Source organism: Aquiluna sp., from assembly GCF_965064355.1.
In genome coordinates this window covers 1-7,193 of record NZ_CBCHRQ010000066.1, presented here as the reverse complement: position 1 = coordinate 7,193, position 7,193 = coordinate 1, and the positions used below count along the sequence as shown (strand labels likewise).

Annotated in this window: 5 protein-coding genes and 1 pseudogene; 3 read left to right on the top strand and 3 right to left on the bottom strand. The window is 53.4% G+C overall.

Translation table 11 applies throughout. The features are described from left to right. Positions 1-374: pseudogene (locus tag AC128V_RS05985) on the bottom strand (Fe-S cluster assembly protein SufD); the annotation flags it as partial. After that, positions 374-1,792 (bottom strand): Fe-S cluster assembly protein SufB, encoded by a 1,419-nt coding sequence (gene sufB / locus AC128V_RS05980; RefSeq protein WP_482763766.1) that lies wholly within the window; start codon positions 1,790-1,792, stop codon positions 374-376. The pseudogene AC128V_RS05985 and the gene sufB, both read right to left, overlap by 1 nt. Positions 1,793-1,932: 140 nt before the next feature. Here sufB and AC128V_RS05975 point away from each other — a divergent pair, with 140 nt between their 5' ends. Next, positions 1,933-3,024, top strand: a complete 1,092-nt coding sequence (locus tag AC128V_RS05975; protein ID WP_482763765.1) for a COX15/CtaA family protein — start codon at positions 1,933-1,935, stop codon at positions 3,022-3,024. Then, positions 3,021-4,370, top strand: coding sequence for a cryptochrome/photolyase family protein (locus AC128V_RS05970; RefSeq protein ID WP_482763764.1), 1,350 nt, complete (start codon positions 3,021-3,023; stop codon positions 4,368-4,370). The genes AC128V_RS05975 and AC128V_RS05970 overlap by 4 nt, the downstream gene beginning before the upstream one ends. Here AC128V_RS05970 and AC128V_RS05965 read toward each other — a convergent pair. Next, a complete protein-coding gene (locus AC128V_RS05965) occupies positions 4,360-5,277 on the bottom strand; it encodes a heme o synthase (RefSeq protein ID WP_482763763.1) in 918 nt (305 codons plus the stop codon). The genes AC128V_RS05970 and AC128V_RS05965 overlap by 11 nt on opposite strands. 120 nt (positions 5,278-5,397) lie before the next feature. On the opposite strand from AC128V_RS05965, the gene tkt reads away from it, so the two are divergent. Then, a partial coding sequence (gene tkt / locus AC128V_RS05960) for a transketolase (RefSeq protein ID WP_482763762.1) occupies positions 5,398-7,193 on the top strand: 1,796 nt, incomplete at its 3' end.

Sequence of the window (7,193 nt, the reverse complement as noted above, 5' to 3'; positions counted from 1 at the left end):
ACTAAAAAGCTTGGCTGGGATTGCTCAAGGTCTTTTGGAATATCGATTACCAAAGTCTTGGAAGCGTTAGTCCAAGCAATCGCTGCAATACGGTCCTCCGGCAAGCCAGCGACACCAACCTTGGCCTTAGTGGTCTCAACCCAGTTTGCGGTAACACCCTGCGCAAGGTTCAGCGCTACGGAGTCTTCCGAAAGATCGGCAATGACGCTCTGGGTTAGGCCCTTTAGCTTGTCAATTGGTAGGTAGCGCCAGATCTCTTGGAGCTTTGAAACCTCTGCAAAGTCTTCAATTGAAGTAGAGCGTGGACGCTCGTTTCTGGTCTGGATTGGAATACCAGCACCGTGCGAGTGTTCCTTGATACCGTGCTGTGCCATTAACCAACAGCCCCTTCCATTTGCATCTCGATGAGCTTGTTGAGCTCCAGCGCGTACTCCATTGGAAGTTCCTTGGCGATTGGCTCGATAAAGCCTCGAACAATCATTGCCATTGCCTCATCTTCAGCCATGCCACGGGACTGCAGGTAGAAAAGCTGCTCTGCAGAAATAGCGGTAACGGTGGCTTCGTGACCCATCGAGACGTCATCCTCACGAATGTCATTCGCTGGATAGGTATCGGAGCGCGAAATCGTGTCCACCAACAGTGCATCGCAGCGCACAGTGTTTGCCGAGTGATGCGCACCTGGGTTTACGCGAATCTCGCCACGGTAAGAGGTGCGGCCACCGCCACGCGCAATCGACTTAGAGACTATCGAGCTGGTGGTGTACGGCGCTAGGTGAATCATCTTGGCACCGGCATCCTGGTGCTGACCTTCGCCAGCAAATGCAACCGACAGGGTCTCACCGCGAGCACGCTCACCGGCAAGAATCACCGACGGGTACTTCATGGTGACCTTGGAACCGATGTTGCCATCGATCCACTCCATGGTTGCGCCTTCGTGCGCAATCGCGCGCTTGGTAACCAGGTTGTAAACGTTGTTAGACCAGTTCTGGATAGTCGTGTAGCGAACGCGTGCGTTCTTCTTCACGATGATTTCCACCACGGCAGAGTGCAGTGAGTCGGACTGGTAAATCGGTGCGGTGCAACCCTCGATGTAGTGCACGTAGGAATCTTCATCAGCAATGATCAGGGTTCTTTCGAACTGACCCATGTTCTCGGTGTTGATTCGGAAGTAGGCCTGCAGTGGGATCTCAACCTTTACGCCCTTTGGCACGTAAACGAAAGAGCCACCGGACCAAACTGCAGTATTCAGAGCTGCAAATTTGTTGTCACCGGTTGGGATAACGGTTCCGAAGTACTCCTGGAAAATCTCAGGGTGCTGCTTCAAGGCGGTGTCGGTGTCTAGGAAGATAACTCCCTGTGCCTCTAGGTCCTCGCGAATCTGGTGGTAAACCACCTCGGACTCGTACTGGGCCGCAACACCGGCAACCAATCGCTGACGCTCGGCGTCTGGAATGCCAAGGCGCTCGTAGGTCTGGCGGATGTCCTCCGGAAGGTCTTCCCAGCTCTGGGCCTGCTTCTCGGTTGAGCGCACAAAGTACTTGATGTTGTCAAAATCGATTCCGCTGAGGTCAGAACCCCAGGTTGGCATTGGCTTCTGCAGGAAGTACTGGTAGCCCTTCAGGCGACGCTCCAGCATCCAGTCCGGCTCGCTCTTTTTACCGGAGATGTCCGTGACTACATCTACATTGATCCCGCGTCGAGCTGATTCGCCAGCCTTATCGCTGTCTGACCAACCAAACTCGTAGTTTCCCAGCTCATCAAGCTCTGGGCGGTCGATGATTTTCTCGGACATGTTCCTCCTGGTTTCAACAAGTTCAACCCACCTCGGCAATTGGTATTCCCGTTTCAGAAGTTGATGGGAGAATTGCTCTAGCGCTTTGCAAGAGTAGCATTCGCTATTGATTTGAAGCGCTTAGGTAAACCTAACTCGGAGTGACGTTGCAGCTGCTAAAAAACCTTTGGTTCAACACTTTGGTGAACCCGGCACGAGTTCGCCTCTATGTCTGGCTTTCGCTTGTCACTCAGGTGTTGATTGTTGTAACTGGCGGCGCTGTTCGCCTCACGGCCTCCGGCCTTGGTTGTCCGACCTGGCCCAAGTGCACCGAGGACTCCCTTGTCACAACCGAGGAAATGGGCTTTCACGGGATCATCGAATTTGGTAATCGCCTACTTACCTTCGTGCTTTTGGTTATCGCACTTTTGACATACGCCACTTTGCTCCGAATGCACGCCGCCAAGAACAGGCTGCTACTTCCAACCTTTATCTTTTTTGGGGCAGTTATCGGCCTCGCCGGTGGAATCTTGTCGCAGGCGATTGTTGGTTTGAATGTCTTCACGGTGGCACTGATTGCGGTTTCCGCGGCCATCATGCTTTTCACCGCACTGAACATCGTCATTACAGCTAGAGCTGTCGAACTTGGTGGATTGGTAGCACCCGCGTTCCTGCTTGGACTCGGGATTATCGCTCAGGCTGTTGTTGGCGGTATCACGGTGCTAACTGGTCTGAACTCCTGGATTGTTGGGATTCACTTTGTCATCTCGATTGGCCTTATTGCGATCGCAGCGATCTTGGTTTGGCGAGCTCTTCCTAAGCCAAGCGGCGAGATTGCACCGCTGAACAAATTGCTGGCATGGCCAACTGCCGCTGTGAGCTTGGTCACCATTTTGTTTGGTGTCGTGGTTACCGGTGCCGGGCCTCACGCTGGAGACATCGATACTCCAAGAAATGGCTTAGAGCTAGAGATTTGGCAGCACTATCACTCTTGGCCTGGATATCTGATGCTTGGACTAATCACCCTGCAGTTTTTGAGCCAGTGGTTTATAAGTCGGAAGCTGTGGGCCGACCTTGCAACTCGCATCCTGCTATTGACTTTGGTTTTCTCCATACTGCAGGCGGTCGTGGGAATTTTGCAGGCCCGCATGGGGGTTCCAGCTTTACTAGTTGGAATACACATGTTTGGAGCTGCAAGCCTGAGCGCACTGGTCACCTTCCAGTTGCTATCAGCTCGCAAAATAAATAGATGACCGTAATCTTCTGGTTTCGCAGGGACCTTAGAGTCCAAGACAATCAAGCGCTGCTTGCTGCGGTAGAGCGAGCGAGCAGCGAAAACTCCCAAGTGGCCGCAGCCTTCGTCTTCGGCAGAGGCTTTGAAGAGCTCTCCCCCATCCGCCGCAACTCCCTTATTACCTCAGTCTTATCACTTTCCCAATCCCTTCCACAGGGATTACAGCTAGCTAGCGGTGAGAACGGTAAGTCCCTGTTGGACCTTGCCCAAACACTTGGGGCCAATGTGGTTTACGCAACTCGCAGCTTTGACACCCATGGGATGTTGGAGCAGTCCGAAGTGGCAGAGCAGCTTTACGCCCACGGCGTCTCCCTGCAGTTAGTTGGTTCAAATTATGCGGTGGAGCCAGGCACTGTGAGAAAAGACGATCTAACCCCGCTGAGGGTCTATACGGCTTTCTATAAGCGTTGGTTGGGGCATTTAGGACAGCGCCCCTTTCAGGTGGATACAAGCCTTGTTGAGTGGGTACCTGGTAGTGGCGAGCTACCTAAGTACTCCCCTGACTTCAAGATGCCTATCAAGGCATCTGAGAGTTTTGCTTTAGAAACTTGGCATAAGTTCAGAAAACGTGCATTGAGCGACTACTCAGAGAATCGAAACCGAACCGATCTTTCCGGAACATCTCACCTAAGTCATGCACTTGCCCACGGAGAGATTCACCCTCGAACCCTGCTGGCAGAGATGGGTGATTCTCCCGGTGAAGAAGTGTTTCGCAAAGAGCTAGCCTGGCGCGAGTTCTATGCGGATGTGCTGTTCCACAACCCGCACACCTATGACAGCTACTACGAACCCAGATTTGAAAAGCTTCGCTACGACTCCGAGATTGATAATCCAAAGCTAGAGGCATGGAGAAGTGGTAACACCGGCTATCCGATTGTTGATGCAGCGATGAGACAGCTTTTGACCACGGGCTGGATGCACAATCGCGCTCGGATGATTGTTGCGAGTTTTCTGGTGAAGGACTTACACATCGAATGGCAGGTCGGCGCTCGCTGGTTTGAGAAGTTGCTTACCGATTTTGATCCGGCATCTAACTCCCACGGCTGGCAGTGGACTGCGGGCTGTGGCACCGATGCCAGCCCTTACTACCGAGTCTTCAACCCGACATTGCAGGGCTACAAGTTTGACCCAAACGGTGACTATGTTCGCAAGTTCATACCCGAGCTGCGCCACATCCCAGGTGCCGAGGTGCATGAGCCGTGGAAACTGATCGATGGCTTGCAAAATGGCTATCCAGCGCCAATTCTTGACCACTTTGTGGAGCGCGATGAAGCACTAGCTCGACTGGAAGAGATTAAAGGCTGAAGTACAAAAGCGGATCGATCGCTACTGCCAAGAACAAAATCGTGAGGTGAGTGATCGAAAGGTGGAAAAGCTTCATCGGATTCTTGGGGATCCCACTCTTAGCTTCGTTGTAAAGCCTGTGTGACTCATAGCTGAACCACAATCCGGTAACCACTGCCACAACCGTATAAATCCAACCCATTGGTGCAACTGGAATCAGCAGCAGGGTGGATGCGAAGTAGGCCCAGGCATACAAAATGATTTGCCTGCCAACCACCTCGTTTTTGGCCACCACCGGCAGCATTGGAACACCCGCATCGCGGTAGTCCTCCAAGTACTTCATGGAAAGCGGCCAGTAGTGCGGTGGGGTCCAAAGGAAAACGATCAGGAACAATACCCAAGCAGCAGCAGAGACCTCATTGGCAACAGCCGCCCAGCCGATAAGTGCCGGCATGGCACCTGCCGCCCCACCCCAGACGATGTTCTGCGGAGTGCGGCGCTTGAGGCCAAGGGTGTAGACAAAGACGTAGAACAAGATCGCAGCCAGTGACAAGGCTGCGCTTAGCCAGTTGATCAAGAAACCAAACCACAAGACGCTGAGCACGCCAATTAGCCAGGCAAACACCAACGCTTCGCGCTGCGTGAGCTCACCGGTGACCAGTGGACGATTCTTGGTTCTGCCCATTAACTTGTCGATGTCGGCATCGATGTAGCAGTTGAAGGCATTCGCGCTGCCGGCCGAGAGTGCTCCGCCGAACAGAGTCGCAAGAATTAACCAGATCGATGGCATGCCTTTTGCGGCAAGAATCATCGCTGGAACGGTGGCTATCAGAAGGAGTTCGATGACCCGAGGCTTTGTGAGGGCAAAGTACGCCTTCAGCTTCGCTATAAAGCGCGATTTAGCAGGGCTTTTAGTGTCGGGAGTCATTTCGGGAAATAGTCTAATCGGGGCAGGTCAAAACCCCAATTCGTTGTAGAGTTGAGCCATTCGCGTAGGCACCGTCGCCACGGCAATCCCCTGAAAAATCTGAAGAATTGGGCTCATTACATGTTCGAATGGAACGAGATTGACGACCTGGCGGTAAAAACCGCCAAAGTTTTGGCTGCGGACGCAGTGGAGAAGGTAGGCAATGGCCACCCTGGCACTGCCATTTCACTTGCCCCTGCGGCATACCTTTTGTTTCAGAAGGTAATGCGCCACGACCCAAAGGATGACCGCTGGATCGGTCGCGACCGCTTTATCCTCTCGGCTGGACACTCCTCACTAACTATCTACAACCAGCTTTACCTAGGTGGCTTTGGCCTAGAGCTGGACGACATCAAATCCCTTAGAACCTGGGGTTCAAAGACTCCTGGCCACCCAGAGTTTGGTCACACCGATGGAGTCGAAATCACAACTGGCCCACTGGGCCAGGGCCTTGCCTCTGCAACCGGCTTTGCAATGTCGGCTCGTTTTGAGCGCGAGCTTATGGATCCAAATGCCAAAGTTGGCGAGTCGGTGTTTGATCACCATGTTTACGTGATTGCTGGTGATGGCGATGTTCAAGAGGGCGTTTCCGCTGAGTCGGCATCTATTGCCGGGCACCTCGGGCTTGGCAACCTAGTTGTGATTTATGACGCAAACCAGATCTCAATCGAAGATGACACCGACATCTCTTTCACTGAAGATGTCGCAGCTCGTTACCACGCCTATGGCTGGCAGACCATTGAGGTTGACTGGCGTAAGAACGGCAACTACCACGAAGACGTTTCGGCCCTTTACCAGGCCATTCAGGACGCGAAAGCCAACACTGATCAGCCAACTTTGATCACCCTTCGCACCATCATCGGCTGGCCCTCCCCTAGCAAGCAGAACACCGGCAAGATTCACGGTTCAAAGCTTGGCGGCGAGGAACTCGCCGGTTTGAAGCAGGCACTTGGCTTTGATCCTGCAAAGAACTTTGAGGTTTCGGAAGAAGTTATCTCGCACACTCGCGCGTTGTTCACCAGCTCAGCGGTTGTCAGAAGCGAGTGGGAGCAGAAATTCTCCAGCTGGAAGAACCAGAACCCTGAGAAGGCCGCTCTGCTAGAGCGTCTAGTTTCCGGTGAATTGCCGGCTGGTCTTGAGGCAGCACTGCCTGTGTTTGAGGCTGGGACCGAGATTGCAACTCGTGCCGCAAGCGGCAAGGTAATTAATGCCATTGCAGCTGTTATGCCTGAACTGTGGGGTGGTTCGGCGGACTTGGCCGAATCCAACAACACCACTATCGAAGGCGGCGGCTCATTTGTGCCTGCTAAGTGGCAGGTTGCTCACTGGACCCCTACCAAAGCAGGTCGAATCCTGCACTTTGGTGTTCGTGAGCACGCCATGGGTGCAATTCTGAATGGAATTACGCTTTCTGGTCACACCAGAGTCTTCGGTGGCACCTTCTTAGTGTTCTCCGACTACATGCGTCCAGCGGTTCGTTTGGCAGCGCTTATGGGCGTTCCAGCGACCTACGTTTGGACTCACGACTCGGTGGCTTTGGGTGAAGATGGCCCAACCCACCAGCCAATTGAGCACCTAACAGCGCTGCGCGCAATTCCAAACCTTGCTGTGGTTCGCCCAGCCGATGCCAACGAAACCTCTTACGCATGGTTGGAGATTTTGAAGCGTAAGAATGCTCCGGCTGGAATCATCCTTACCCGTCAGAACCTCCCGGTGTTTGAGCGTGAAGCAAGTGCTGGCGCAAGCCAGGTTGCCAAGGGCGCTTACATTCTGCAAGAAGCATCGGGCTCTAAGCCAGAAGTGATTTTGATTGCTACCGGTAGCGAGGTGCAGTTTGCCGTTGAGGCTCGCACCGAGCTCGAGGCACAGGGCATCAG

Excerpts from the sequence above, each read along its gene's own strand:
- sufB (WP_482763766.1), bottom strand. The coding sequence starts at position 1,792 with ATGTCCGAGAAAATCATCGACCGCCCAGAGCTTGATGAGCTGGGAAAC.
- AC128V_RS05965 (WP_482763763.1), bottom strand. The coding sequence starts at position 5,277 with ATGACTCCCGACACTAAAAGCCCTGCTAAATCGCGCTTTATAGCGAAG.
- AC128V_RS05970 (WP_482763764.1), top strand. The coding sequence starts at position 3,021 with ATGACCGTAATCTTCTGGTTTCGCAGGGACCTTAGAGTCCAAGACAAT.